Source organism: Labrenzia sp. 5N (assembly GCF_012395805.1).
GTDB lineage: Bacteria > Pseudomonadota > Alphaproteobacteria > Rhizobiales > Stappiaceae > Roseibium > Roseibium algicola.
Genome location: NZ_JAAZTM010000017.1, coordinates 132,209 through 156,583, shown reverse-complemented (window position 1 = coordinate 156,583; position 24,375 = coordinate 132,209). Strand labels below are relative to the sequence as shown.

Genomic DNA, 24,375 nt, shown 5'->3' with positions numbered 1-24,375 from the left:
CGGCTCGTTCAGCGGTTGAGTTCCGCGATCATGTGCCAGTGCCACGACCCGGGCTTCGAGTGCACTTTGTCTTCCAGGTAGCTCAGCTCAAACCGGTCGAAAAGCGAAACCAGTTCACCCGCATTGCAATAGAAATGCGGGTGATCCTTGTCGTCGTCCCCTTCACGAACCCACGTGTCCGCGGCAATTTCCGTCCCGATCCCGAAGTTCGCGTTGCGCTTTGACAACATGGTTCCCTGGTAGATTCCGCCAGGTTTCAACACCCGGGCAATCTCCGAAATGGCTGTACGGACGATCGACGGATCACCGTGATAGATCACGTTGAAGGACAGGACATAGTCGAAACTGTCATCCTCAAAGGGCAGCGACGTCATCGGCGCCAGATGCGTCGCAATCTGCATGCTTTCCAGTGCCGCGCTCTTTTTCAGCTCACCCAGCCCCGCTTCGGAAAGATCCATCGCGTGGGTCTCGAACCCGGCGCGGGCAAAGGAAAGCGCATGTCGGCCAACCCCGCAGCCCAGATCCAGGGCCTTCACCGGCCCCTGCTTCTGAAGTCTTTCGATCAGACCGGCAACGTCCGCCTCCGGACGCAGCCAATCCGCGCGGCCTTCTTCTGTCTGCCAGCGCTTGTCCCACGCGAGATGGGCGGTATCGGTTTTTTCCAGAGTGTGCGTGTCGCTCATTGAGACGATCCTTCCAGTATCCGGCTGCGGGCGATTGTGCCAAGCCGCTCAACACAAAGAACCAGCACGAAGATCATCAGGATGATGGTCATAGCGAGCTGGTAGTCGAAAAAGTCCATGGCCACCTTGAGTTCGATGCCGATGCCCCCTGCCCCGACAAGACCAAGCACGACTGAGGATCGCGTGGCCTTTTCAAGCGCGAACAGCGAGGTGGTGATAAAGGAGGGCATCGCGGCAGGTACCACTGCACAGAAGATCGTGTCGAAACGCCCTGCACCGGCCGCTGTCAGCGCCTCGGTTGGTCCTTTCTCCACATCCTCCATGGCTTCAGCGAAGAAGCGTCCGCAAAAACCGATGGTGTCGACGGCAATCGCAAGCGTGCCCGCGAATGGGCCAAGTCCAACCGAAATGACAAAGACCAATGCCCAGACCAGATCCGGCACCGTCCTGAAGAGGGCGACCAGCAAGCGGGCACAGGTATAGACAGCCCGGGACAACATCGACGGCCGCGTCAGGCCTTTTGCGGCCAGGATCGCCAACGGCAGGCTGAGGACGATGCCGATAAGTGTGCCCGCGAGCGCCATCTGAAAGGTTTCCAGCAACGCCTTTGACAGTTGCGGCAACCTTTCCAGCGAAGGCGGCCAGGCCCTCGACAGGAAGTCGATCAGCGCCGGACCGCCAGAAACCAGAGCGGAAAACGACCAGCCTGCCCCCTGAAACGACCAGACAACGAAGGCCAGCAGCGCGACATAGGCGACAAAATGAAATGCACCCGGGCGTTCGAACCGATCCGGCTTGCGGGAGCGTTTCAATGTTAGGAGATCAGCCATAATGCCTCCCCAGATCTGCAACACTCAGGTTGCTGCTCTTCTCGTCCAGAACGACTTCTCCCTGCCGGATCGCAAGGACCCGATCGGAGTAGGCGAGCGCCTGTTGCACGTTGTGCGAGGTGAACAGGAGCGTGATCCCCTCCTCCCGGGTGAGTTGGCGGAAGAGGTCCATCACTTCCTGGCCGGCAACCGGATCAAGGCTGGCAACGGGTTCGTCCGCGACGATCATTCTGGGCTGCTGCATCAAGGCTCTGGCGATCGCAACCCGCTGGGACTGACCGCCCGAGAGCTGGTCCGCCCGTTTCAGTGCATGGTCCGCGAGCCCTACCCTTTCGAGGCAAGACATTGCCCGGTCACGCAAGGCCGTTTTGGCGAGAAACTGCGACCAGCCGCGCATGCCACCGGTGCGGCCCAGGTTGCCATGGATTACGTTGGTCAACGCCGAAACACGAGGCACCAGGTTGTGCTTTTGAAAGACAAAGCCGACCTCGGTGCGAACCCGCCTGAGCTGGCGCTGTCGCGCGGAGGAAATGTCTTCACCGAACAACAGAACCGAACCGGCTTCCGGCTCGATCAGACGCAGCGCGCAGCGCAATGCGGTCGATTTTCCAGCACCGTTTGAACCGATCAAGGCAACAGCTTCCTCACGGCCCACGGAGAAGGAAACTTCGCGCAGCACGCTCCGGTCCTTGCCGAAAGTCTTGCAAAGGCCTTCGACCTTCAGGTCACACGGCGTCTCCGTCACGGGCTGTCGGGCTGGGACCGCCGGCGCGATTGCGCCGGCGGACTGGAGCAGAGGCTGCGCCATTATTCGCCGATGAACTTGTCGTATTGCGGGAAACCGGCGGTGGTGTACATGGACCGCACCAGGTCATAGGCACCATCTTCGATCGCCACCAGATCCATGCCCGAATACTTGTCGTTTTCCTCGTGCTGCAGGATCGCGGCGATGATCGATTTCTTGTTGTCGAGGATCGCCTGACGCAGGCTCTGCGCTGTCGCGGGATCGACATGGGCTCCGGCCATGATCATGTCGTTCGGCAGATCGCCGGAACGGGCGATTACCCGGAAAAAGCCGTTCGGGACGCTATCATCCTTGTTGCGGGTGCCAATCCACGAATTGTGATTGATCCCGATGGCGGCAACATCACCCTTCTTCAAGGCTTCATGCGCAATGTTGCGCGAAGTATGCAGCTTCTCGATGTCCTTGACCGGATCGACGCCATAATCGGCCATCAGCTGCATCGGGCACAGCATGTTAGAAGTGGAACCGATATCACCGAAGGCCACCTTCTTGCCCTTGAGATCGGCCGGCCGCGTGAAACCGCTGTCGGCTCGTACGACGACGGCACAGAAGTAATCCGGGCGGCCAAGACCTATAAGCGGACGGGCTTCGGTCAATTTGTTGATCACGATGTACTCGGCAGGACCGGTTACGACAAAGTCGACGCGTTGGGCGCGCAAGGCTTCAGCCGCTGCGGTCCGGCTGGTAACCGGGAAAAACTCGAAGGTGTGGTCTGTTGCATTTTCAAGGGCGTTCTTGAACGGCCCCCATTCAACCTGCAGCCGCTCCAGGCCCTCCACGTCGGTAACGGCCAGTTTGAACGTGTCGGCCAGGGAAGAAGACAGGGAAACGGCAAGAACGGCAGCCGCGAGTGCGGCGGATTTCAAAAAGCGCATGACAGGAACTCCTCAGACAGCCGAAACAAAGCCGGCAAGGCAACAGGAGCGTAACGACACGCGCGCCGCGGAACGTGACCGTATTATGTAAATTTTACGAAATTTACATCAGAGAAAGATGGATCTACGAAGCAGAAAATTTCTTTAACTTCGAACTTCCAGACAAAACTTGATCTTATTTGTTTTCCGGCAAATTTTCTCGATGCTTCTGTCGTAAAACTTCATAAAAGTATAATCGTATAGACATCTGTTCTCGGCACATGTCTGCTAGTTCGCTCTCCGTTTTTCGGAGGGCCCGATGCTGGTCATTGAGCAATTATCTAAAGTCTTTGGAGACCTGACCGCGGTGGACAGTGTCTCCCTTGCCATTCCCAAGGGACAGATGGTCGGCGTGATCGGCCGGTCCGGTGCCGGCAAGTCCACGTTCCTGCGCATGATCAACCGGCTGGCCGACCCCAGCCGGGGGACGATCCTTAACGAGGGAAAGAACATCACGGCCCTGAAGGGTCGCGATCTGCGGCTTTGGCGTGCGTCCTGCGCCATGATCTTTCAGCAGTTCAATCTCGTCGAGCGCATGGATGTGCTGACCAATGTCATGGTTGGCCGCATCGCCCACACTGGGTTCCTGCGCTCCATGACACGATCCTTTACTGACGAGGACCGCGCCCGCGCCATCGAAGCCCTGGACCGGCTGGACCTTGTGCCCCAGGCGCTGCAACGCGCGGGAACCCTTTCCGGCGGGCAGCAGCAGCGCGTCGCCATCGCCAAGGCGCTGGTGCAGAACCCGCGCATCATGCTGGCCGACGAACCGATTGCTTCACTTGATCCGGCCAACGCCAGTCGTGTGATGGACGCCTTGCGCGAAATCAACCGGACGGACGGTCTTACGGTGCTGGTCAATCTGCACACGCTCGACACCGCCCGTGCCTACTGCGACCGGATCATCGCAATGAAGGACGGGCGGGTTCAGTTCGACGGCACGCCGGACGCCCTGACTAGTGAAAGGGTTCGGCAGATTTACGGATCCGACGATCTTTCCGGTGACATCAACGAAGCAGTCACCTCCACCTCCCTTTCGACAACCACTTCCCGGCCGCCGATGAAGGCTGTCGGGGCCTGACCTTCGCGAAGCGGATCATCCGCTCTCGCTCTTGAAGCGGCCTTTGCCGCGCAAATCGCCGGATCTGCCGGCACCAAAGGAGACTTGAGATGAAGGCCATTTTTGCAGCAGCCGTTTCCGCTGCCGTTCTTGCAGCCTCCCCGGCCGTGGCGGACAGCTGGAAGGACCAGTACAAGACAGTCAAGTTCGGCATTCTTTCCGGTGAAAACGAAAAAGACCGGATCGCCCGTTACACGCCTTTCGAAAAGTACCTGGAGAACGAACTCGGCGTTGATGTCGAAATCTTCACCGCCGGATCCTATGACGGCGTGATCCAGGCCATGGCGGCCGACCAGATCGAATTCGCCTTCTTCGGTTCGTCTTCCTATGCCGCTGCCTACACGGAAACCAACGGCGGTGTCGTTCCGCTTGTCTCCCGCCTGCAGAAGGACGGTTCCACCGGTTATTTCTCGGTCGTCGCCGTGCGTTGTGACAGCGGCTACAAGACCCTTGACGACCTGAAGGGCAAGACACTGGCTTTTGCCGATCCGGACAGCACGTCCGGTTATGCCGTGCCTTACTTCAACCTCAGCAAACAAGGCTACGAGCCGAAAACCTATTTCGGTGCCATTCCCTTCTCCGGGGCCCATGAAACCGGTGTGCTTGGTGTCTACAACAAGCAGTATGACGCTGCCGCTACCTACATCACCAACGAGGAAGACGGCATTCCGCAGCGCATGGTCACCAAGGGCATGATCGAGAAAGACGCGATCTGCACCATCTGGAAGTCACCGGAAATCACTTCCGGTCCGCTGGCTGCCCGCAGCAACCTGCCTAAGGGCCTGATCGATGCCATGCGCACCGCGGTCATGGAAATCCCGGAAAAGGATACGCTGGCATTCATCGAAATGACCGGCGGCGAAGACAGCACCCAGGAAGCGTGGATCGAGGTTGATCACGACCGTTACCAGTGGATCGTCGAAATGCGGGACTGGCTGAAGAAACAGCGCCGCGGCGGCTGACTTTTCAGAGCGAGGGAGGAAACCGGCCGATCCGGGTTCCTCCCGACGACCCGACCATTGTCATCCCGGGCGGCACTTCGCGTTTCCAGGGATGACGCCTGGAAAAACTTGTGGCGCAGAACGCTGCGGCGTCAGCGCCTCCTGCCCAAAATCATTGGAACTAGAGGCATGACAGCGCTCTCCCCTGCCATTGACCGGTTCGAAATCGATTATGCTGCCGCCCGCCGGTCAGCCCTCCGGGTAAACCTCGTCTCGACCACGGTCTTCGCACTCTGCTTCTTCGCAACGGCGTGGTTAGGCGGTTTCTTCGACATGACCGACGTCACCCTGCCCGATGGCGACCGTGTGTCCATGTGGAAGATCTGGGCAGGTTTGCCACGGCTTGGAGAGTATCTCTACAAGACCTTGCCGGAGCTTCACCGCGAGACAATCGGGGCGGATCTTGCCGGTTGGTTCTGGCGCTGGAAGGTCTGGCTCTGGCTGCTCCTGGAAACGATCCTGATCGCCTATATGGCAACATTGCTTGGCATCGTCGGTGCGTTTCTCCTCAGTTTCCCGGCGTCACGGAACCTCTCCCCCAACAGACTGGTCCTGAACGTCACCCGCCGGTTCCTGGAAATCATCCGGACGGTTCCGGATCTCGTCTGGGCCCTCATTTTCGTTTTCTGTTTTGGCGTCGGCCCGCTGGCCGGTGTTCTCGCCATCGGTCTTCATGCCACCGGCGCTCTCGGCAAGCTCTATTCCGAAGCCAACGAAAATGCCGACATGCGCCCGCTCGAAGGCATCAAGGCGTCGGGCGGCACCTGGTTCGACCAGATCCGCTACGGCATCGTGCCCCAGGTTGTCCCGAACATCATCAGCTACACGCTGCTGCGGTTCGAGATCAACGTTCGGTCCTCCTCCATCATCGGCTTCGTCGGCGCAGGCGGCCTGGGCCAGGAGATCCGCGTGGCAATGTCCTTGCAGGAATACACCGATCTTTCGGCCCTGTTCCTGATCGTCTTCCTCACCGTGATCGTCATCGACATGCTGAGCGAAAAGGTGCGTCATCGCATCATCGGCCTGACCGGAAAAGGCATCTGATCATGACCGCACAACGTCCAGATATCGCCCGCGCCAGAACGCTCGTACCAGGCGCCTTTTCAACACCGCTCCGGACGCGCCTGATCCGTCTCGCCGGTTGGTCGGCTTTCCTTCTTTTGACCGGCTGGTGCCTGTGGGACTTCGGCTTTGCGCCTGAAAAACTCCTTCACGGAGCGACCCGCTTTGGCGATGTGCTCGCCTTCATGTTTCCACCCCACATCTGGACAAGTTGGGCGGAATGGCAGGAAGTTCTGAAAGGTCTCGGGGAAACTGTCGCCATGGCGTTCATGGGCACGCTTCTGGGAGCGCTGGTTGCGTTTCCACTGGCATTCCTGGGCGCCAAGAACATCCTGCCACTGTCCTGGCTCCGGCTCGGTGTCAGGCGCGGTTTCGACGCCCTGCGGGCAATCGAACAGCTGATCCTCGCACTCGTCTTCATCCGCGCCTTCGGCCTCGGGCCGCTGGCCGGCATTCTGGCCATTGCGGTTTCGGAAGTCGGCACGTTTTCGAAGCTCTTTTCGGAAGCCATCGAGAACACCAGTCAAAAGCCGGTTGAAGGCGTGCGCGCTTCCGGCGGCGGCAGCCTGCAGACAATCCGCTTTGCGGTTATGCCGCAGGCCCTGCCGGTGATCCTGTCGATCATCCTCTACAATTTTGAATCCAACACCCGCACCGGCACCATCCTGGGCATTGTCGGCGCCGGAGGCATCGGCTTCCTCCTCGCCGACCGCATCCACGCCTACCGCTGGCCGGAAGCCTGGACGATCATTTTCCTGATCATCTTCATGGTCTACCTGATCGACGGCTTCTCCGGTTTCCTGCGGCGGCGGATCATCGGCCTGGAACCGGGGCGAAAGTAATTTTCACCTGGGGGAGAGGCAGCGTTTTTCTCCTCCCGCCGAGTTTCCTTTTTCCGCTGCATGCCTCCCAATCAGCAAGACCTCGGAAAATCCTGATCAACGCCTCATGCTCACCTCGGAAACGGCATGGATGCCATGGTCAAGCCATGGCATCCATGCCGTGACCTCACCACACGATCAGTCCCCAAAAAGGCAACGCACATCAAACAGTCGAATGATCAGAGCACCCGCTGTCCGTTCCGCCAGGCCTGCTTGATGAAGGGATGTCCGTTGAGGACGCCGACATGAAGCAGGTCGGCGCGTTTTCCTTCTGCGATCTCGCCTCTGTCTGACAGTCCGGCAACCTCGGCCGGGGTTTTCGAAACCATCCGGATAGCTGCCGGAAGGTCGGCGTGGAACGCATCGTCCAGCCCCACAAGAAACGCACAGTCGAGCAGCGAGCGCGGGACGTAGTCCGAAGCCAGGATGTCGACGAGATCTTCCGCCAACAGTGCGCTGACCGCGATGTTGCCCGACTGGGACCCGCCGCGAATGACGTTGGGCGCACCACCGACGACGTGCATTGCGTGGCTCTTGGCCTTGCGGGCTGCCTCCAGTGTGCAGGGAAATTCCGAAACGCTGATACCCTCGCCGAGGGCTTCGTCGATGTGCTCGAGTTCCGTATCGTCGTGACTGAGCAGCGGCAGCTTGTGTGCATGCGCCAGCGCGACCACAGTCGGACGAACCTTCGAGCTGACTTCGTCGGAGAAGTTCAACAGCTCCTGCGTCTCACGCTCGGCAACGGCACGTGTTTCGCCCGTGTCGGCCATGCGGCGGTGAATATAGGCCTCGACGTCCTTGCTCTGGCGCCGGCCTGGCAGGTGCTCCATCACCGACACCATGCGCACGATGTCCTTGCCGATGTTTTCTTCCGTCAGGCGCGTGGTCTCGCCATCGGTGATCTCGCAGCGCAGATGCACCAGATGCTCCGACTTGAGCATGCCTCCGGACTGAAGCGTTTCCAGAGCGTCGATCATTGGCGCCAGGATTTCGCGGCGCTCCGGGTTCTTGATCGTCGCCCCCACGCAGAGGCTGTCGAACACGGTGGTAATGCCGCTGCCGATGATCTGAGCATCATGGGCCATCGCAGCTCTGAGCGGATCCCAGCGCACATGTGCACGCGGAAAGACATGCTTTTCGAAGTGGTCGGTGTGAATGTCGACCAACCCCGGCAGCAGGTAATCACCCTTAAGGTCGAACCCGGCTTGCGGCGCGCTGCCCTGATCCACCGAGACGATCCCGCTTTCGGAAAAGGCAATGTGACCGCTGACGACTTCATCGGCGAGCACCAGCCGGGCGTTTTTCAGAACTGTCAGGGCGCTGCCGGAGGGCACGCGATTGTCGGCATAAGTCATGGAAACTCCTTCCGGCGAGCAGGTCGAACGAATTCAAGGATGGCCTGGTAGCGGACCGCAATGAGATATGACACCGCGAGAGCGGGAGTGAACTGGGGCCGGAAGCAAACGCGTTTCCGGTTGATCGACCGATGATCTAGCGCTCTTTCGGGCGCAAATTGTGACAGTCGTTCAACGGATCCGTGACAATCCGGAAAAATCTGCAGATTGCAGGCGAAGGCATGGATTAGCAGGGTCGGACACAAAATCTGCGCTCAACCGGCTGGAAAGGCAAGAGCACAGGGAAGAAGGACAGGCGCGAAACGAAACCTCGAACCAAGCCGCCGCTCAAGTGGGCCAAAGGCCGGTAGCGCAACAAACCATGGTGCGGGCGACGGGACTCGAACCCGTACAGCCTAGGGCCGAGGGATTTTAAGTCCCTTGTGTCTACCAATTCCACCACGCCCGCTTTTCCCTTCCCCTAGCTCTCCTGCCCGAAAAGCGCAAGAAGGCACTGCCGCTTTTCACCGCACAGGCGGGAAGTTTCCACGTCAGCCTGATTTTGCGGGAACAGAAGCTGGAAAATGGGCGCTTTGGGCGGTATGAGAACAGGTAACGGATAATTGGTGCCGAACTGGGCCTTGTGGGCTTAGAATGGCACCGGATAATTGTGAGACACGGTAAACCCCATGGTCAGCTATATCGACGCTTCGGAAGCCCCTTTGAAAAACACGGGTCAGGTACGTTTGTACGGCCCTGAAGATTTTGAAGGCATGATGCGCGCCGGACAGCTGACCGCAGCCTGTCTGGACGAACTGGCCGAAATCGTCAAACCGGGCACGACCACCCAGGAAATCGACGACTTCGTCTACCAGTACGGCATGGATCACAACGCCATTCCGGCAACGCTGAACTATCGCGGCTACACAAAGTCCTCCTGTACGTCGATCAACCATGTCGTCTGTCACGGCATTCCAAACGACAAGGCCCTGCGCGAGGGCGACATCGTCAACATCGACGTGACCTTCATTCTGGACGGATGGCACGGTGATTCCAGCCGCATGTATCCGGTCGGCCAGTTGAAGCGTGCTGCCGAGCGTCTGATCGATGTGACCTATGAATCGCTGATGCGCGGTATCGAGGCTGCCAAACCGGGCAACACCACCGGAGATATCGGTGCTGCCATCCAAACCTTTGTCGAGGCTGAACGCTGTTCGGTCGTGCGCGATTTCTGCGGGCACGGTCTTGGCCTTCTGTTCCACGACACCCCCAACATCCTGCATTACGGTCGTCCTGGCGAAGGCGTTGAACTGAAGCCGGGCATGATCTTCACCATCGAACCGATGGTCAATCTGGGCCGCCCGCACGTGAAGGTTCTCAGCGACGGCTGGACAGCCGTCACGCGGGACAGATCCCTGTCCGCCCAGTTCGAACATTCCATCGGCATCACGCCTGAAGGCTGCCAGATCTTCACCACGTCCCCCAAAGGCATCCACAAGCCGGGCCTGCAGACGGACTGATTGTTCGGCCTGAAGTCCGTTTACCGGCGATGCACCGTCATCTGACAGCGGCTGACGCAGGAGCTCATGAAAGAGACGACGACCGCCAGTGAAGCACCGGCCGCAACCGGCAGCGACCACAAGGGACACCGCCAGCGGCTGCGGGAACGATTTCGTAAAACGGGCGAGCAAGGTCTCGCCGATTATGAACTCCTGGAATTCCTGTTATTTTCCGCCCTGCCCCGCCAGGATACAAAGCCGATCGCCAAAGCACTGCTTCAGCGCTTCGGTTCCTTTCCGGCAGCCCTTGCCGCCCCCCGGGAACGGCTCAAGGAAATTCCGGGGCTGTCCGACATCAGCATAGATGCGCTTCAGGCGGTGCATGCATCGGTCATCCGCTTTCACAAGGCCGGGCTGGAAAAACGGCAGGTGCTCGACAGCTGGCAGAAGGTCATGGACTACCTGCAGGTTTCCATGGGGCTGGCGCCTGTAGAGCAGTTCAGGATCCTGTTTCTCGACAAGAAAAATGCGCTTATCGCTGATGAGGTTCAGCAGACGGGCACGGTCGATCACACCCCGGTCTATCCACGCGAAGTGATCCGGCGCGCCCTGGAGCTTTCGGCAACGGCCCTGATCCTTGTTCACAACCACCCGTCGGGCGATCCGACCCCATCACGCGCCGACATACAGATGACCAAGAAAATCGTCGATATTGCCGGCCCACTCGGGATCGAGGTGCATGACCATATCATTGTTGGTCTGCGTACAAACGTCAGCTTCCGCAGCTTACAGCTGATTTGAGCTGTTCGAGCAACGGACAGGCCAAGTCTTGGGGGCCATACAGCTAAGCTCTTTAAGACTGTTTGCAAAACAGGATCGGGAGTTTTGAGACTTTACCCTTAATTTACTTAGAATTTGCGGCATTCCTTAACCCAGATCGACAATACTCGGGCCAAAGAAATCGGGCTCGTATATGTACAATTCGTCTAAAAACTCCGGCGGACAGATAGCAAACGCGATCATTATTCCGATGGTCGTAATCGTCATGATATCCGTTGTCGGTATTTTCGGCCTGTTGCACTGGTCTGCCCGCCTGTCGGACGAAACCGCTGTCGAATCCCAGAACAAGCTCATTTCCGGCGCTTTGCAGCTGACCCAGAATTACATGGTCAAGCAGCAGAACGGCGTCGTGATCTGGGACGAAGCCTATCACCGGGTCAACCAGATCAACCCGGATGAAGGCTGGATCTACAACAACCTGATGCATTGGCTGTTCCAGAACCACGGTTTTTCCAAGTCGATCCTGATCAATCGCGATTACGGCGTGCAATATGTCTACGCCCAGAACCACACCAACCAGTGGATGACACAGGAGCTGCTTCAGGAACTGAAGCCGGCCATTGCCAAGGTGCGCGCCCGCTACATCATTTCCTTCCGCCGCACACCATCCGGGCTCTACAGTTTCATTCCGCAAAGCAGCGACGCGCGCCGGTCGATTGCCGAAACCGGCCTCGTCTCCCTGGCAGGTGAACCGTATCTCTTCAGTGCCGCCGCCATCATGCCGCAGATCCAGTCGATCTCCCGGGTCCGTTTCCCGCCGTCAGTGCTGGTAAGTCTGGTACCTTTGCGGGGTGAAAAGCTGACGGAAATCTCGGAAATGTCTCGCCTTGACGGGTTTGTTCTCGCCAACAACCAGACCCAGCGCGATGGCGTCGGCAGGTTTCAGCTGAAGTCCCCGCTTGGACAGGATGTCGGCCTGATCGCCTGGCAGACAACCGAGCCCGGCAGCCAGATGATACGCCGGATCAATCCGTTCCTGGCCTTGGCGGCATTCATGATTGCCGCCGTGGTCATCGCCGTGACCATCTTCACCCGCCAGATGACCAAACGTCTTGCACGCAGCGAAGCCAAGGCAGTCCACTCCTCGCGTCATGACGCCCTGTCCGGCCTGCCGAACCGCGCGCGGTTCCATGCACTTTTGACGGACACGCTGGACGAAAGCGTTGCCAAGGGAACGAATACCGCTGTCGTCTACATCGACCTCGACCATTTCAAGGACATCAACGATACGCTTGGCCATTCCGCCGGCGACAAGGTGATCACTGCGGTCGCCCAGAGACTGCAGCGCGTCATTCCCGAATCCGGGATCGTTGCGCGCATCAGCGGCGACGAATTCGCGATGGTCATCAAGAACTGCGAAGATGATGTCTGGCTGGAATACATCCTCGACCAGGTGCAGGACGAAATCGGCCGTCCGATCATGATCGGGCGCCGTGAGCTTCACGCCAGCCTCTCGATGGGCGCTGCCATTGCCCCGCGCGACGGCAACGATCCGGACGAGCTGCTGCGCAAGGCCGATATCGCGCTTTATGATGCCAAGGCAAATGGCCGGAACCGCCGTTCCTTCTTCGAACCGAACATGGAACATCACGTCCAGTCCAAGGACCGGCTGTCCCGCGAACTTCGGCTGGCACTCAAGAACGACGAACTGACACTTGCCTACCAACCGCAGTCCGACACATCGGCCAAGCGGATCGTCAGCGTTGAAGCTCTTGCCCGCTGGACCAAGGAAGACGGCACCGTCATTTCCCCGGCGCAGTTCATTCCGGTGGCCGAGGAAACCGGCCTGATCAACGAACTGGGCATCTGGGTGCTCAACAAGGCCTGCGCCAAGGCGCACGAATGGCCCGGCATCACCGTTTCGGTCAACGTTTCGCCAAACCAGTTCAAGCACCCGCGGTTCGTCGAAAAGGTGATGGCGATCCTTGCCGCCAACAACCTGCCGCCACAGCGCCTTGAAATTGAAGTCACCGAAAGTGTTTTCGCAGGCCGCAACGATTCGGTGCTGAAGGCCCTGCGCAGGCTGAAGAACCTGGGCGTGAAGGTTGCGCTCGATGACTTCGGTTCAGGTTATTCCAGCCTCAGCTACCTGCGCCGCTTCCCTTTCGACACACTCAAGATCGACCGGGATTTCGTTTCCGACATGAACGGCAACGCCGAAGCCGAGGCCATTCTGGTATCGATCATCCAGCTCGGCAAAGCGCTCGGCATGACCATTGTTGCCGAAGGCATCGAGACGCTGGAACAGATCCGTTTCCTGCAGGCACACGACTGCAACCGAATGCAGGGCTACTACATTTCCCGGCCGCTGACAGATACCGCCCTGACCGCGTTCCTGGACGAATTTCACCGCGTTGGTACGCCCGGTTTCGGCACAGACCTGAGCTACCAGATACGCGCGGCGGAAGCTTGACGACACTTCGTACGGGCAAATGCCTGCCAGCCGGGTCTTCGAATTTTTTCGGAACGACCTTGGATCGTTGCCAAGCTCAAAGACCCAGCAACGGACGGAGCCTGGCGGCAAACCCGTGAAAGCTCGCAAAGGGCGCTGTCTCGGCCAATGTCAGCCAGTCCTGCTCTACCCCGGCAGCCAGCTTCAGGCCAGCGTGACCGAATTCCGTACGCACCATATCCTTGAACCAGGCAACATGCTGCGCTTTGCGCTGACGGTGCAAGGCTTCACCGGACGCGATGTGCGCATGGTGGCGCGTCCAGTGGTCCACCAGATCATCAACACCGCTGAGGGTTTGCGCGGAGACTTCGCACACAGGCACCTTCCACCCTGCAGTACTGTCGGCATCGCTCAATGACAGGGCACCCGCGACATCCGAGGCAGCCCGACGGGCGAGCACCCCCATATCTGCCTTGGTGACAGCCACGATATCCGGCAGCTCCATGATGCCGGCTTTCATGAACTGCAGACTGTCGCCCGATCCGGGCTGGATACACAGAACAACCGTGTCGACAGCCTGCTTCAGATCCCCTTCCGATTGTCCGATACCAACGGTTTCAACGATCACGCAGTCACAAACGCACCGGAGAACTGCAATTGCCGCAACCGCATGATCGGAGAGGCCCCCGAGGCGATCTCGCGCCGCCATGGAGCGGACGAAGACGCCTTCGTCGGATGGATCGGTTTTCAGGCGGGTTCGGTCACCCAGAAGGGCACCACCGGTCACCGCGGAAGACGGATCGATGGCCAGCACCGCCACGGTCTGCCCCGCGGCCCGGCATGCCTTGATGAGAGCATCCGTCAGACTGGATTTGCCAACGCCGGGCGGACCGGTGAGGCCCAGCACTTTCGCGGAGGCTTCACCGGCGGCAGAATCCAGAAAAGCCGCGGTTTCGGCATCCTCCGCATGGCTTTCCAGCCGGCTGAGAACCCGCGCGAGCTGCCTCTTGCCACCCGCCCGCAAGGTGTCCAGCTTGGGGTAGGCATCGCTCACACCGCACTCCCCTTGGCCTCGACCGGAGTTTTCCGCCCCATTCAGCTTCCGGACTTGAACTTCAAGGCCGCCTGAGCTGCTGCGAGGCGGGCAATCGGCACGCGGAACGGCGAGCAAGAGACATAGTCCAGACCGACGCCTTCGCAGAAGGAGATCGAGGCCGGATCACCACCATGCTCCCCGCAAATGCCAAGCTTGATGTCGGGACGGGTCGACCGGCCGCGTTCAACGCCGATCTTGATAAGCTCACCCACGCCTTCCTGATCGAGAGAGACGAACGGATCCTGCTCCAGCAGGCCGCGCGTCTGGTAGGTCCCAAGGAAGGAAGCCGCATCATCGCGCGAGATACCGAAGGTGGTCTGCGTCAGATCGTTGGTACCGAAGGAGAAGAATTCGGCAGACAGTGCGATTTCCGCCGCTTTCAGGGCGGCGCGCGGCAGTTCCACCATGGTGCCGATCTGGTAGGTCAGTTCCGCTCCGGTTTCGCTCATCACGGCTTTTGCCATGGCCTCGATGCTCTGGCGTACGAGGTCGAGTTCTCCCTTGAGACCGACCAGCGGAACCATGATTTCCGGAACCACCGGTGCGCCGGTCTTCTTGGCAGCCTCGACAGCCGCCTCGAAGATGGCCCGGGCCTGCATTTCGGCGATTTCCGGATAGGAAACCAGCAGACGGCAGCCGCGATGGCCGAGCATCGGGTTGAATTCTTCCAGTGCCAGCGCCCGATCACGCAGCAACTCCGGATCGGCACCCATGGCTTTTGCGACGTCCGCCAGTTCCTCTTCCGATTTCGGCAGGAATTCGTGCAGTGGCGGATCCAGCAGACGGATCGTTACCGGCAGGCCGTGCATGATCTCGAAGAGATCGGTAAAGTCCTGCCGCTGCATCGGTAAGAGTTTTGCAAGTGCTGTCCGGCGCCCGGCTTCGGTCTCGGCCAGGATCATCTCACGCACGGCAATGATACGCTCGCCTTCGAAGAACATGTGCTCGGTGCGGCAAAGGCCAATACCTTCAGCGCCGAACTCCCGCGCAACCTTGGCGTCTTGCGGCGTTTCCGCGTTGGTGCGCACGCGCATGCGGCGCACCTTGTCGGCCCAGCCCATCAGTGTGCCGAAATCGCCGGAGAGCGTCGGCTGCAGCATCTCGACCTCACCAACCAGAACCTGTCCGGTGGCTCCATCGATGGTGATGATGTCACCTTCCTTCAACTGCCGTCCGGCAGCATTGATCACACCGTTGCGATAGTCGATCCGCAGCATCCCAGCCCCGGCGACACAGGGCTTGCCCATGCCGCGCGCCACCACGGCCGCGTGGCTTGTCATGCCGCCCCGGCTGGTCAGAATACCCTCGGCCGCATGCATGCCATGGATGTCTTCCGGGCTGGTTTCCACGCGAACAAGAATGACCTTGCGCCCTTCCGCCTTGGCTTTTTCCGCTTCGTCAGAGGAAAAGACGATGGCACCGGATGCAGCGCCGGGAGAGGCCGGCAGGCCCGTCGTGATCACATCGCGCTTTGCTTTCGGATCAATTGTCGGGTGCAGGAGCTGGTCGAGCGCAGCAGGCTCCACGCGGCCAATGGCCTCTTCCTCACCCAGCAGCCCTTCGGCAACCATGTCGACCGCGATCTTCAGCGCCGCCTTGGCGGTGCGCTTGCCCGACCGGGTCTGCAGCATCCAAAGCTTGCCCTTCTCGATCGTGAACTCCAGGTCCTGCATGTCCCTGTAATGGGCTTCCAGTTTGGCACAATAGGTCTGGAATTCGGCAAATGCCTCCGGCATCAGCGCTTCCAGCGACGGGCTGGAAGACCCGGCCCCGATGCGGGCCTTCTCGGTGATATCCTGCGGTGTCCGGATGCCGGCAACCACGTCCTCGCCCTGTGCATTGACCAGGAACTCGCCATAAAGGGCGTTTTCGCCTGTGGAAGGGTTCCGGGTAAAGGCGACGCCGGTCGCGGAGCTCTCGCCCATGTTGCCGAACACCATGGCCTGAACGTTGACGGCTGTTCCCCAGGAGGACGGCAGATCGTGCAGGCGGCGATACGTAACGGCACGCGGCACCATCCAGGAACTGAAGACCGCACCGATCGCGCCCCAGAGCTGTTCCTGCGGATCCTGCGGGAACGGCTTTTCCAGTTCTTCTTCCACCAGCGCCTTGAACTTCTCGATGATTCCCAGCCAGGCATCCGCATCGATTTCGGTATCGAGCGTCAGTTCATTGCGTTCCTTGTACTCTTCCAGAATTTCTTCAAACTCATGGTGGTCGAGGCCCAGCACCACGTCGGAATACATCTGGATGAAGCGGCGGTAGCTGTCGTAGGCGAAACGCCTGTCTCCCGCCTCTTGCGCGATCGCTTCGACTGTCTGGTCGTTAAGGCCGAGGTTCAGGACGGTATCCATCATGCCGGGCATGGAAACACGGGCGCCGGAGCGGACGGAAACCAGCAGCGGCCGTTTCGGGTCACCAAACTTTCGGTTGGTCGCCTCGCCGACCTTCTCCAGCGCTTCGGCAACCTGTGCCGTCAAAGCGTCCGGATAGGATTTTTCATGCTCGTAGTACCAGGTGCAGACTTCCGTGGTGATGGTGAAGCCCGGTGGCACGGGCAGACCCAGGCTGCTCATTTCGGCCAGGTTTGCGCCCTTCCCACCGAGAAGATTACGCATATTCGCTGCACCTTCTGCAGCACCATTGCCGAAACTGTAGACCCACTTGGTCATCTGATACTCTCCTCGCCTAGTTCGGTCTGCGGCGTCTCGCGCGCAGCCAACTCGCATTATCATTCCGGCAGCAATCGGGCCGCACCGGCACCAGATCTTTTTGCACCGCACATTCCTGCTACGGCAACTGCTTGTCTTCAAGCCCTTTTTCAGCGAAACCGGTTATGATTGGTCGTAAGTCTTAGCATTTCCGACGTTGAGCAAAATCAAAAGGATTTAAACCCGCAGAAAGTTATCCCGGGCGCCTTGCCGGTCAGCCTTAAAGACGCCATTGTCAAAGGTAATAAGCAGTAAACCCACCAGATTCAGGGACAGAAGTGCGAACAATGATGACAAATCCGACCGGTGCCGTTTCGACCAGGGATCGCAGTCCTCTCCGCCGGAAACTGCTTGCGCTGGTCAGCGTGCTCGCCCTTCTTCCCGCTACCGCACTTGCCGAAACGAGCACCGAACCGGAAACTCTTGGCACACCGTCCGATCTGCCGTTCACGCTGTCCGGCAGCTACCTTTCCGGCCGCCTCGCCGGTTTCCAGAAAGACTACGCCCAGGCAGCGGCGTTTTACGAAGAAACCCTGGCCGCCGACCCGAGCAATACGATGTTGCTCGAACGCACCTTCCTCCTGAAGTTGGCCAACGGCGATGTCGAACAGGCCGTTGTCTACTCCAAGGAGCTGGAAAGCGCCGGTCTGCAGAATTTCCTCGCACAGCTGACGCTCGGTGCGCAGGAAATGCTGGACGGCCGCTATGAAAAGGCCAACGAAGAACTTGAGCGGGGCCGGAACGGCCCGCTCGCGCAGCTTTCCATCGGCATCTCCCGCGCCTGGACCCTTTATGGCAGCGGCAAGATCGACGAAGCCGTCGCGATGATTGACGGACTTGAGGGACCGGACTGGTTTGAAGTGTTCAAGTCTACTCACAAGGCACATCTTCTGTTTGCCGCCGGGCGTAACCAGGAAGCACTGGAAGCCGCCGAGAGCGCCTATGCCATCGACCAGGGTGCCTTGCGCGTCGTGGACGCCTACTCCCGCCTTCTGGCCGCCAACGGACGCCAGAAGGAAGCACTTGATGCGCTCGATCAATACGATGCGCAATTCCGCGGTCACCCCAAGCTTGACCAGACCCGTGAGGCTATCAGCAGCGGTGAGATCATTCCGCCGCTCGTTACTGATCCGGCAGCTGGCATGGCGGAAATCCTCTATGGCCTTGGTGCCGTAATCGGCCGCGATGGCGGTGAAGAGCTTTCCACCTCCTATCTGCAGCTTGCGCTCTACCTCGATCCGAAGGCTGAATTTGCAGCCATTGCTCTCGGCAGTGTCTTTGAGCGGATGGAGCAGCCGGAACGGGCCATCGAAGCCCTGATGATGGTGCCCGATGACAGCGTGCTGAAGCGCGAAGCAGAAATCCAGGTTGGCATGAACTACAATGCCCTGGAGATGGTGGATGAAGCCCGCAGCCATCTGGAAGAGCTGATCAAACAGGATCCCTCGGATCTTGAAGCCGTGATCGCACTTGGCAACATCCTGCGTGCACACGAAATCTACGAGGACGCCGAGGCAACCTACACCAAGGGCATCGACACCATTTCCGAACTGCAAAGTCAGCATTGGCTGATGCTTTATTTCCGCGGTATCGCCCGGGAAAGACTGGGAAAATGGGAACTTGCCGAAGCCGACTTCCGCAAGGCGCTTGAACTCAACGAGGATCAGCCACTCGTGCTCAACTATCTCGGCTATTCCCTGGTCGACCAGGGCCTGAAGCTGGATGAAGCCCTGGGCATGATCAAGAAAGCCGTCGAACTGCGGCCAACAGACGGATACATCGTCGACAGCCTTGGCTGGGTTTATTTCCGTCTTGGTCGCTACGAAGAAGCGGTGAAGGAACTCGAGCGGGCTATCGAGCTTCGCCCGGCGGATCCGGTCATCAACGATCACCTGGGCGATGCCTACTGGATGGTCGGTCGTCGCAACGAGGCAAGGTTCCAGTGGAACCACGCCCGCGACCTGGGTCCGGACGCAGAGGAATTGCCGAAAATTCTGGAAAAGATTGCCGAAGGCCTGAAGGAGGTTCCGGGAACGGATGCCGCCAAAGCCGAGACCGGCAAAAACGGCGGCTAACCGGACACGCCCATGGCCCTCGCCTCAAAGTCTTCCCCCCGGGTGGAGCTGGCCCGGGCCAAGGTAAATCTGGCACTGCATATTACAGGTCGGCAGCCGGACGGCTATCATCTGCTGGATTCGCTCGTGGTCTTCCCCCAGATCGGCGACAGACTGGCGATAGAAGCTGCCGGTGAGCTCGACCTGCAAGTCGAAGGCCCGTTTGCGCGAGACCTGACGGGCCCGGTCGAAGACAACCTTATCCTGAAGGCCGTGCGCAGCTTCGCCGAAAAGGCCGGTATTGATGTTCCACAGGTTCGTCTGACACTGACCAAACGCCTGCCTGTCGCTTCCGGCATCGGCGGCGGCTCCAGCGATGCCGCTACCACCTTGCGCCTCCTGGAGGACTTCACCGGCACCTATCTTGCCGAGGAGGATCTGCACGCACTGGCGCTGACGCTTGGGGCGGATGTACCGGTTTGCCTGTTTCCGGAACCCCAGATCATGCGCGGCATCGGCGGCGACCTGAGTGCCGGTCCGGACCTTCCGCCTTGCGGTATCGTGCTTGTAAACCCGAGGGTCGGCGTATCCACTCCGGAAGTCTTCAAGTCCATGGAACAGCGGGACAACGCTCCCATGGATCTCATGCCGGAAAAGTTTGAAACGCTGGCCTCGCTGGTCGCCTATCTGGCAAGCTGCCGCAACGATCTGCAGGACCCGGCCAAGGGTCTGTGTCCTGAAATCGGTCAGGTTCTGTCCGAACTTGAAGCCGATACCCGCATCGACCTTGCAAGAATGTCCGGCTCCGGTGCGACCTGCTTCGGCCTGTGTGAGTTGAGTGCCGCCATGGACATCGAACGTGCATTGCGCAGCAGCCATCCCGACTGGTGGATCGCTTCCGGGCCGCTCTCCTGACAAAACTTAGAGTTGGCTTTTAAAAAACAAAGAAAAAGCCGCCATTTACGAAATGGCGGCTTTTCAATTTCGTCAGAAAAACAAATACTTGTAAGCGTTAGCTCACACGCGAGATGCAGAAGGCAACAGCATCACCCAGCGCATCGCTATGCGCACCGGACGGCAACGTGTCCAGTGCAGCAAGAGCCTTGTTGCCGTAGTCCTTCGCCCGCTCGACCGTTTCAGACAAGGCGTCGTATTTCTTCAAAAGCTCAATGGCCTGTTCCAGATCACCATCCTGGATTTCCTCGCCTTCCAGGCAACGTCGCCAGAAGTCGCGATCTGCATCAGTGCCACGGGCAACGGCCAACACCACCGGCAGTGTGATCTTGCCTTCGCGGAAATCGTCGCCGACATCCTTGCCGAGATCTGCGGAAGAGCCACCATAGTCGAGCGCGTCGTCAACTAGCTGGAACGCATAGCCGAGTTCCATGCCGTAGGTCCGCGCGGCCCGCTTCATTTCGACTGACTGCCCGGCAATCACGGGGCCGACTTCGGCAGCAGCGGCAAACAGAGCGGCGGTCTTGGCCTCGATCACCCGCAGATAGTCTGCTTCGGTCGTGGCGATGTTCTTTGCAGCGCCAAGCTGCAGCACTTCGCCTTCGGCAATGACTGCGGATGCCGTGGAGAGGATGCGCAGCGCTTCCAGCGAACCGACATCGACCATCATCTTGAAGGCCTGTCCGAGCAGATAGTCGCCGACAAGAACACTTGCCTGGTTCCCCCAGAGCTTGCGCGCTGCAAGCTTGCCTCGACGCATGTCGCTTTCGTCCACGACATCGTCATGCAACAGCGTGGCGGTATGCATGAACTCCACGCTGGCCGCCAGCGTGACATGACCATCGCCCTGGTAACCGAACATCTCGGCACAGGCCAGCGTCAGCATCGGCCGGAGCCGCTTGCCGCCTGAGGAAATCAGGTGTTTGGCGATTTCCGGGATCAATTCAACATTCGATCCTGCCTTCGACAGGATCAGATCGTTGACCTCGCCCATGCCGCCGGACACCAGATCAACGAGCGACTGAATGCTCGGACGGCGCGGCTGATCGTCTGTATAAGTTGCAACAACGGCCACTAATGGCACTCCCTGAATATTTGTGCGGACAATATGTTGCGAACGCCTTCGGGGCAAGCCGCCAATCCATTGACAAACTGTTGAAATGCCGCAATCAGCTGGTTTTGCTGTAAACGGGTCGGATGAGGCTTTCTGTTCGACCGCAGGACATGGACCGCTAACGCCGGGAATCTTATGGAAGAACTAGTCAGAACAAACGATCCCGTCCTGATTTCCTTTCTGGAAACGATTCTTGAAGATGCCGGCATCAAACATTTTGTCGCAGACGGCAATATGAGCATTCTGGAAGGTTCGCTGGCCATGATCCCGCGCCGCATACTTGTCGATTCAGACCAGATCCAGTTGGCGCGCAAGCTGGTGCGAGACGCCGGTCTGGAACATGAACTGCGTCCGGAAAGCGGCCGGGCCTGACATGACTTCGCCGACGGACAGCACCGAATGCACATCACAGGAAACGACCCATGACGCCTTTCTGGGTGGCAAGGTCTATGTGCATCAGCCCAAGCGTGGCCGGCACAGGGCGGGCCTTGACGCGGTTTATCTGGCGGCGGCCCTGCCGGATGGTACCCGGGGACATGTCATCGACCTTGGCGCGGGTGTCGGAACCGCCGGGTTTTGCGCCGCGGCGCGCTTGCCGGAAATTCAGGTAACGCTGGTTGATATAGACGACACCGTGCTTGCCCTCGCCCGTCGCGGCCTTGAAGACCCCGCCAATGGCGCGTTTTCCAGCCGTGTCTCCCTTCTGGCGGCTGATATTACGGCCAAGGGAAGTGCGCGCCACGCAGCCGGTCTTACCCCCGCAATGGCGGACCATGCCATCATGAACCCGCCCTACTATGAGGCGGACCGCTTCCGGGCATCGCCCAACAGTGCTCGTGCCGGCGCGCATATGCTCGATGACCGGGGACTGGAGCCATGGGCGAAAACAGCAACGGATATTGTCAAGGAAGGCGGCAGCCTGACCGTCATCTTTCGGGCAGACGGTCTGCAGGAACTGTTGAGCGTTCTCAAGGGCCGGTTCGGCGCAATTGAAGTCATTCCGCTTCGTCCAAGACAGGAAGCGGCAGCAACACGTGTTCTGCTGCGCGCCATTCGCGCCAGCAAGGCCCCCTTGCGGCTCATGCCGGGGTTCGTATTGCATGAGGGGGACGGATCCGAATTCACCCCTCAGTCAAAAGCCGTCATGCGTGATGGCGAAGGACTTGGCCTCAGCGCGCGCTGATTCCTGTCCCGCCTACCTCAGTGCACCACGATTTCTCCGTCCGCATAGCGGAAATCAACCGGCGAGATCAGGGTCTGGTGCGCAACGCGAACGGAATGGATGCGACCTTCTATCTCCCGTTCCCAGAACACGAGAAACCTGGTCAATTCGGGAAATTTCGGCGCCAGGTCTTCCGTTTGCCACAGGAAACTCTGCAGCAACTTCGGATGATCAGGCAGACGGTAGAGGATTTCCGCCGTCATCAGTCCATAGCCGAGAAGGCGTTTTTCAAAGTCAGAGCTGGTTTTCATGCCAATCCTTTCTTCTGTGCAAAGAAAGATTGTCACGGAAATCTGGTTAACCAAACCCGACTTTTGGATATTTACTGTTTAAAAACAGCAATTTAGCAGCACTCGTCAGGAACTGCTAACAACAGGAACCTTGGGCCGCAAATAGCATCATTTCACTTGGATGGTGGTCAGATACCCCAGAAAGGCGTCAATGTCATCCGGCTCCAGCGCAAATTCCGGCATGTTGTCATGTGCCGTCACGATGCCTTCCGCCAATGGTTCTTCCAGGCTTTCCAGCGGATACCGGCTGGAAAGATCACGAAAGGCGGGCGCACCGGCCTGTGCACTCTGGTCGTCCCTGCCGACTGCATGACACGTAGCACAATGGATTTCCGCCAGCTCCCGGCCGGTCGCAACGCTCACCGGATCCGTCGGATAAGCTCCGTCAGAAGCCAGGGCGGACGATGCTGCAAACAGGATGACGGCGACACCAAAAAACGGCTTGCTGCACGACACTCTACTTCCCTCCCTTGAATCAGTTTCGCTTTTATAGAAGGTTCGGAAACAGAAACCCATTAGGGGGAACACGGTGGCCACGAAAAATGTGCCTTCAACACCAATGTTCTCGACGCCAGTATCTCTATATAACCGGGATCACCACCCGTTCACCGGAGGAAACATGAACCAGCTGCCGGCTTCCATTGACGACACTCTCGCCCTGATGGATCAGGCGGGCTACGTGGCCGACCGGTCGCTTGCCACCGTTCTGCATCTGGCCCTGAAGATGAAACGCCCCCTGTTTCTGGAAGGCGAAGCCGGTGTCGGCAAGACGGAAATTGCCAAGGTCCTGTCATCGACCCTCGGAAGAGACCTGATCCGCCTGCAATGCTATGAAGGCCTCGACGTCGCCTCAGCGGTCTATGAGTGGAACTACCCCGCTCAGATGGTCGAAATCCGTGTCGCGGAAGCAGCCGGCGATACTGACCACTCCGAGCTTTCCAAATCGATTTTCGACGAACGCTTCCTGATCAAGCGCCCCGTGCTGCAAGCTCTCGAACCTTCGCTGGCAGGCGCGCCGGTGTTTTTGATCGACGAACTCGACCGGGCGGATGAAGCGTTCGAAGCCTTTCTTCTGGAAGTTCTGGCCGATAACCAGGTGACGATTCCCGAGCTCGGCACCGTGAAGGCAGCCGAGCCGCCCATCGTCATCATCACCACCAACCGCACGCGTGAAATTCACGATGCCCTGAAGCGCCGCTGTCTCTACCACTGGGTCGACTATCCCGATGCCGAGCGCGAACTGGAGATTGTCCGCCGCAAGGTTCCCGGCGCCGCCCAGCGCCTTGCAAGCGAAGTGGTTGCCTTCGTGCAGAAGCTGCGTGCCGATGAGGATCTTTTCAAGCAACCCGGTGTCGCCGAAACGCTGGACTGGGCGACAGCTCTTTCCGAACTCAACGAAATGGCGCTCGATCCGGACATGGCATCCGACACACTTGGCGTTCTGTTGAAATACCAGGACGACATCGAACGCGTCCGCGGCTCCAAAGTGCGCCAGATGATCGACGACATCCGCAAGGACGCTCCGCACCAGCAATCCATGCCCGCGGTTTGAACAGGTGACAAGAACACAATG

At 59.1% G+C, this 24,375-nt stretch carries 22 protein-coding genes and 1 tRNA gene; 12 read left to right on the top strand and 11 right to left on the bottom strand.

The features are described 5' to 3' along the window. Positions 1-8: 8 nt before the first annotated feature. From HEP89_RS19320 to HEP89_RS19305, 4 genes are all read right to left on the bottom strand, one after another. The gene (locus HEP89_RS19320) at positions 9-683 is read right to left on the bottom strand and encodes a class I SAM-dependent methyltransferase (RefSeq protein ID WP_077292643.1); all 675 of its coding nucleotides are present in this window, start codon (positions 681-683) and stop codon (positions 9-11) included. Further along, entirely contained in the window at positions 680-1,513 is an 834-nt protein-coding gene (gene phnE / locus HEP89_RS19315; RefSeq protein WP_168692822.1) for a phosphonate ABC transporter, permease protein PhnE, read from the bottom strand. Before phnE (HEP89_RS19315) ends, HEP89_RS19320 begins: the two co-directional genes overlap by 4 nt. Then, positions 1,506-2,258 (bottom strand): phosphonate ABC transporter ATP-binding protein, encoded by a 753-nt coding sequence (phnC, locus tag HEP89_RS19310; protein WP_208997697.1) that lies wholly within the window; start codon positions 2,256-2,258, stop codon positions 1,506-1,508. Before phnC (HEP89_RS19310) ends, phnE (HEP89_RS19315) begins: the two co-directional genes overlap by 8 nt. Positions 2,259-2,320: 62 nt before the next feature. Then, the gene (locus tag HEP89_RS19305; protein ID WP_062488482.1) at positions 2,321-3,193 is read right to left on the bottom strand and encodes a PhnD/SsuA/transferrin family substrate-binding protein; all 873 of its coding nucleotides are present in this window, start codon (positions 3,191-3,193) and stop codon (positions 2,321-2,323) included. 298 nt (positions 3,194-3,491) lie between these two features. Between HEP89_RS19305 and phnC (HEP89_RS19300) the strand changes: the two genes are divergently transcribed. From phnC (HEP89_RS19300) to phnE (HEP89_RS19285), 4 genes are all read left to right on the top strand, one after another. Continuing rightward, a complete protein-coding gene (phnC, locus tag HEP89_RS19300; protein WP_062488481.1) occupies positions 3,492-4,313 on the top strand; it encodes a phosphonate ABC transporter ATP-binding protein in 822 nt (273 codons plus the stop codon). A gap of 89 nt (positions 4,314-4,402) precedes the next feature. After that, a complete protein-coding gene (gene phnD, locus HEP89_RS19295) occupies positions 4,403-5,314 on the top strand; it encodes a phosphonate ABC transporter substrate-binding protein (RefSeq protein WP_077292640.1) in 912 nt (303 codons plus the stop codon). 168 nt (positions 5,315-5,482) lie between these two features. Beyond that, a complete protein-coding gene (gene phnE, locus HEP89_RS19290; protein WP_077292639.1) occupies positions 5,483-6,397 on the top strand; it encodes a phosphonate ABC transporter, permease protein PhnE in 915 nt (304 codons plus the stop codon). Positions 6,398-6,399: 2 nt separating this feature from the next. Further along, positions 6,400-7,257 carry a phosphonate ABC transporter, permease protein PhnE gene (phnE, locus tag HEP89_RS19285; protein WP_168692820.1) on the top strand — a complete coding sequence of 286 codons (858 nt, stop codon included), beginning with the start codon at positions 6,400-6,402 and terminating at the stop codon, positions 7,255-7,257. Between the two features lie 218 nt (positions 7,258-7,475). On the opposite strand, the gene HEP89_RS19280 is transcribed toward phnE (HEP89_RS19285), so the two are convergent. Beyond that, complete coding sequence (locus tag HEP89_RS19280) at positions 7,476-8,651, bottom strand: alpha-D-ribose 1-methylphosphonate 5-triphosphate diphosphatase (protein ID WP_168692819.1); 1,176 nt, start codon at positions 8,649-8,651, stop codon at positions 7,476-7,478. Positions 8,652-9,013: 362 nt separating this feature from the next. Further along, positions 9,014-9,099: transfer RNA gene (locus HEP89_RS19275), tRNA-Leu, on the bottom strand. A gap of 220 nt (positions 9,100-9,319) precedes the next feature. Here HEP89_RS19275 and map point away from each other — a divergent pair. The 3 genes from map to HEP89_RS19260 all read left to right on the top strand — a co-directional run bounded on the left by map (position 9,320) and on the right by HEP89_RS19260 (position 13,382). Beyond that, entirely contained in the window at positions 9,320-10,150 is an 831-nt protein-coding gene (gene map, locus HEP89_RS19270; protein ID WP_168692818.1) for a type I methionyl aminopeptidase, read from the top strand. 66 nt (positions 10,151-10,216) lie between these two features. Continuing rightward, the gene (gene radC / locus HEP89_RS19265) at positions 10,217-10,930 is read left to right on the top strand and encodes a DNA repair protein RadC (protein ID WP_023001048.1); all 714 of its coding nucleotides are present in this window, start codon (positions 10,217-10,219) and stop codon (positions 10,928-10,930) included. Between the two features lie 172 nt (positions 10,931-11,102). Then, positions 11,103-13,382, top strand: a complete 2,280-nt coding sequence (locus HEP89_RS19260; RefSeq protein WP_168692817.1) for a bifunctional diguanylate cyclase/phosphodiesterase — start codon at positions 11,103-11,105, stop codon at positions 13,380-13,382. Between the two features lie 76 nt (positions 13,383-13,458). Here the strand turns inward: HEP89_RS19260 and HEP89_RS19255 are convergent, their stop codons facing one another. Together HEP89_RS19255 and ppdK are read right to left on the bottom strand one after the other, a co-directional pair. Then, entirely contained in the window at positions 13,459-14,415 is a 957-nt protein-coding gene (locus tag HEP89_RS19255; RefSeq protein ID WP_168692816.1) for a methylmalonyl Co-A mutase-associated GTPase MeaB, read from the bottom strand. 41 nt (positions 14,416-14,456) lie between these two features. Next, on the bottom strand, positions 14,457-17,129 hold the full coding sequence (gene ppdK, locus HEP89_RS19250) for a pyruvate, phosphate dikinase (RefSeq protein WP_168692815.1): 2,673 nt from the start codon (positions 17,127-17,129) through the stop codon (positions 14,457-14,459). Between the two features lie 326 nt (positions 17,130-17,455). On the opposite strand from ppdK, the gene HEP89_RS19245 reads away from it, so the two are divergent. Together HEP89_RS19245 and HEP89_RS19240 are read left to right on the top strand one after the other, a co-directional pair. Further along, on the top strand, positions 17,456-19,243 hold the full coding sequence (locus tag HEP89_RS19245; RefSeq protein ID WP_168692814.1) for a tetratricopeptide repeat protein: 1,788 nt from the start codon (positions 17,456-17,458) through the stop codon (positions 19,241-19,243). Between the two features lie 12 nt (positions 19,244-19,255). Then, complete coding sequence (locus tag HEP89_RS19240; RefSeq protein ID WP_168692813.1) at positions 19,256-20,137, top strand: 4-(cytidine 5'-diphospho)-2-C-methyl-D-erythritol kinase; 882 nt, start codon at positions 19,256-19,258, stop codon at positions 20,135-20,137. A 97-nt stretch (positions 20,138-20,234) separates the two neighbouring features. Here the strand turns inward: HEP89_RS19240 and HEP89_RS19235 are convergent, their stop codons facing one another. Next, entirely contained in the window at positions 20,235-21,170 is a 936-nt protein-coding gene (locus tag HEP89_RS19235; protein WP_205838387.1) for a polyprenyl synthetase family protein, read from the bottom strand. A gap of 255 nt (positions 21,171-21,425) precedes the next feature. Here HEP89_RS19235 and HEP89_RS19230 point away from each other — a divergent pair, with 255 nt between their 5' ends. Beyond that, positions 21,426-21,662: a DUF2007 domain-containing protein gene (locus tag HEP89_RS19230; protein WP_168692812.1), complete on the top strand. Its 237-nt coding sequence runs from the start codon at positions 21,426-21,428 to the stop codon at positions 21,660-21,662. Between the two features lies 1 nt (position 21,663). Continuing rightward, positions 21,664-22,473 (top strand): methyltransferase, encoded by an 810-nt coding sequence (locus HEP89_RS19225; protein ID WP_168692811.1) that lies wholly within the window; start codon positions 21,664-21,666, stop codon positions 22,471-22,473. Positions 22,474-22,490: 17 nt separating this feature from the next. On the opposite strand, the gene HEP89_RS19220 is transcribed toward HEP89_RS19225, so the two are convergent. Together HEP89_RS19220 and HEP89_RS19215 are read right to left on the bottom strand one after the other, a co-directional pair. Then, positions 22,491-22,763 (bottom strand): Usg family protein, encoded by a 273-nt coding sequence (locus tag HEP89_RS19220; RefSeq protein WP_031269297.1) that lies wholly within the window; start codon positions 22,761-22,763, stop codon positions 22,491-22,493. Between the two features lie 147 nt (positions 22,764-22,910). Then, positions 22,911-23,258, bottom strand: a complete 348-nt coding sequence (locus tag HEP89_RS19215) for a cytochrome c (RefSeq protein WP_168692810.1) — start codon at positions 23,256-23,258, stop codon at positions 22,911-22,913. 163 nt (positions 23,259-23,421) lie between these two features. Here HEP89_RS19215 and HEP89_RS19210 point away from each other — a divergent pair, with 163 nt between their 5' ends. Next, on the top strand, positions 23,422-24,354 hold the full coding sequence (locus HEP89_RS19210; RefSeq protein ID WP_023001036.1) for a MoxR family ATPase: 933 nt from the start codon (positions 23,422-23,424) through the stop codon (positions 24,352-24,354). Positions 24,355-24,375: the final 21 nt, after the last annotated feature.

What these genes read in the sequence shown, in the direction of transcription:
- HEP89_RS19320 (WP_077292643.1), bottom strand. Translation starts at nt 683, where the DNA reads ATGAGCGACACGCACACTCTGGAAAAAACCGATACCGCCCATCTCGCG.
- phnE (WP_168692822.1), bottom strand. Translation starts at nt 1,513, where the DNA reads ATGGCTGATCTCCTAACATTGAAACGCTCCCGCAAGCCGGATCGGTTC.
- HEP89_RS19305 (WP_062488482.1), bottom strand. Translation starts at nt 3,193, where the DNA reads ATGCGCTTTTTGAAATCCGCCGCACTCGCGGCTGCCGTTCTTGCCGTT.
- phnC (WP_062488481.1), top strand. Translation starts at nt 3,492, where the DNA reads ATGCTGGTCATTGAGCAATTATCTAAAGTCTTTGGAGACCTGACCGCG.
- phnD (WP_077292640.1), top strand. Translation starts at nt 4,403, where the DNA reads ATGAAGGCCATTTTTGCAGCAGCCGTTTCCGCTGCCGTTCTTGCAGCC.
- phnE (WP_077292639.1), top strand. Translation starts at nt 5,483, where the DNA reads ATGACAGCGCTCTCCCCTGCCATTGACCGGTTCGAAATCGATTATGCT.
- phnE (WP_168692820.1), top strand. Translation starts at nt 6,400, where the DNA reads ATGACCGCACAACGTCCAGATATCGCCCGCGCCAGAACGCTCGTACCA.
- HEP89_RS19280 (WP_168692819.1), bottom strand. Translation starts at nt 8,651, where the DNA reads ATGACTTATGCCGACAATCGCGTGCCCTCCGGCAGCGCCCTGACAGTT.
- map (WP_168692818.1), top strand. Translation starts at nt 9,320, where the DNA reads ATGGTCAGCTATATCGACGCTTCGGAAGCCCCTTTGAAAAACACGGGT.
- radC (WP_023001048.1), top strand. Translation starts at nt 10,217, where the DNA reads ATGAAAGAGACGACGACCGCCAGTGAAGCACCGGCCGCAACCGGCAGC.
- HEP89_RS19260 (WP_168692817.1), top strand. Translation starts at nt 11,103, where the DNA reads ATGTACAATTCGTCTAAAAACTCCGGCGGACAGATAGCAAACGCGATC.
- ppdK (WP_168692815.1), bottom strand. Translation starts at nt 17,129, where the DNA reads ATGACCAAGTGGGTCTACAGTTTCGGCAATGGTGCTGCAGAAGGTGCA.
- HEP89_RS19245 (WP_168692814.1), top strand. Translation starts at nt 17,456, where the DNA reads ATGATGACAAATCCGACCGGTGCCGTTTCGACCAGGGATCGCAGTCCT.
- HEP89_RS19240 (WP_168692813.1), top strand. Translation starts at nt 19,256, where the DNA reads ATGGCCCTCGCCTCAAAGTCTTCCCCCCGGGTGGAGCTGGCCCGGGCC.
- HEP89_RS19235 (WP_205838387.1), bottom strand. Translation starts at nt 21,170, where the DNA reads ATGGGCGAGGTCAACGATCTGATCCTGTCGAAGGCAGGATCGAATGTT.
- HEP89_RS19230 (WP_168692812.1), top strand. Translation starts at nt 21,426, where the DNA reads ATGGAAGAACTAGTCAGAACAAACGATCCCGTCCTGATTTCCTTTCTG.
- HEP89_RS19225 (WP_168692811.1), top strand. Translation starts at nt 21,664, where the DNA reads ATGACTTCGCCGACGGACAGCACCGAATGCACATCACAGGAAACGACC.
- HEP89_RS19220 (WP_031269297.1), bottom strand. Translation starts at nt 22,763, where the DNA reads ATGAAAACCAGCTCTGACTTTGAAAAACGCCTTCTCGGCTATGGACTG.
- HEP89_RS19210 (WP_023001036.1), top strand. Translation starts at nt 23,422, where the DNA reads ATGAACCAGCTGCCGGCTTCCATTGACGACACTCTCGCCCTGATGGAT.